This window comes from Zoogloea ramigera (assembly GCF_006539865.1).
Lineage (GTDB): Bacteria > Pseudomonadota > Gammaproteobacteria > Burkholderiales > Rhodocyclaceae > Zoogloea > Zoogloea ramigera.
Genome location: NZ_BJNV01000162.1, coordinates 1 through 1421, shown reverse-complemented (window position 1 = coordinate 1421; position 1421 = coordinate 1). Strand labels below are relative to the sequence as shown.

Below are 1421 nucleotides of genomic sequence, written 5' to 3'. Positions count from 1 at the left end.
GAGATGGACTCCTCCCTCCTAAAACGGCTTCGATGAGCCAGACTGGGAAGTGTCACCTCCGGTCAATCAGAAAGAAGGAGTCCGTCGTGAAGATTACGCGTATCGGCCTGGATCTGGCCAAAAATGTCTTTCAGGTGTTCGGTGTGGATGCCCAGGACAAGCGGGTGCTATCGCGTCAGCTCAAGCGCAAGGACATGCAAGCCTTCTTCCAAGCCTTGCCCGCGTGCCTGATCGGCATGGAAGCCTGCGCCAGCGCCCACTACTGGGCGTGGGTACTCACCGAGATGGGCCACACCGTCAAGCTGATTGCCCCGCAGTTCGTGAAACCCTACGTCAAGGGCAACAAGAACGACGCCAACGATGCCGAAGCCATCTGCGAGGCCGTGAGCCGGCCTGGAATGCGCTTCGTCCCGGTCAAGACGATCGAACAACTGCACATCCAGGCCCGCCACCGGGTGCGCTCGGAACTGATCAAGCAGCGCACCGCCAAGGCCAATCAGATCCGCGGCCTGCTCGCTGAATACGGCATCGTGATCGGGTTGGGCGTGCGCTGCTTGCGCCACCACCTGCCGGAAATCCTCGAAGAAGCCGAAAACCGTCTGCAGGAGGACTTCCGGCTACTGCTCACGGGGCTGCGCGACGACCTGGTGTATCTGGACGAGCGGATCAAAACCGAGGACAAAGCCATCGGGACGCTGGCCAACACCCACGCCAGCGCCCGGCGTCTGCAGCAACTGCGCGGAGTCGGCCCGCTGGTGGCCACGGCGCTGATCGCGGCGCTGGGGGATGGCCGGCAATTCAGGAACGGGCGCCAGGCCTCTGCCTGGGTCGGACTGGTTCCCGGCCAGCACAGCAGCGGCGGCAAGCAGACCTTGCTTGGCATCAGCAAACGGGGCGACACCTACCTGCGCACGCTGCTGATCCACGGCGCCCGCGCAGCGCTGCGGGCCGCCCGTAGCAAGACGGACCCGTTGAGCCTGTGGCTTCAGGGCCTGTGTGCCCGGCGCAACCCGAACGTGGCGGCGGTGGCGCTGGCCAACAAGACAATGCGCCTGGCCTGGGTGCTGCTGAGGCGGGAGGAAGACTACGACCCGTTGCACGGCCACGCGAGGCCGGCACAGCCGGCCTGAAGCGGGCAGGCGCCCACGACATTTTTATGATGAAAGTTTAAGAAGGAGCACCTTCCTCACGATTGCCCAGCAAGAATCGCCGATGACAAACCGATCGAATCGGCGTCTGAAAACCCTTCCAAACCCGATGTGCCTCGAGCACGCTAGGTCGATCAGGAGCAGACGCGCGGATAACTCATCATGGCCCGGGCCACTACGCCCAACCAGGAGGCCGGATATACGTGAGCAATCGACCCCCTTGTCATCCAACATTCGCGCTGGCAAAACGGGAGGAGTCCATATACGGGTTAG

1 protein-coding gene is annotated in these 1421 nt (G+C 62.9%); it reads left to right on the top strand.

What is annotated here, in order from left to right; all coding sequences use genetic code 11:
• Nucleotides 1-86: 86 nt before the first annotated feature.
• Nucleotides 87-1130: an IS110 family RNA-guided transposase gene (locus ZRA01_RS20215; protein WP_141355168.1), complete on the top strand. Its 1044-nt coding sequence runs from the start codon at nucleotides 87-89 to the stop codon at nucleotides 1128-1130.
• Nucleotides 1131-1421 lie beyond the last annotated feature (291 nt).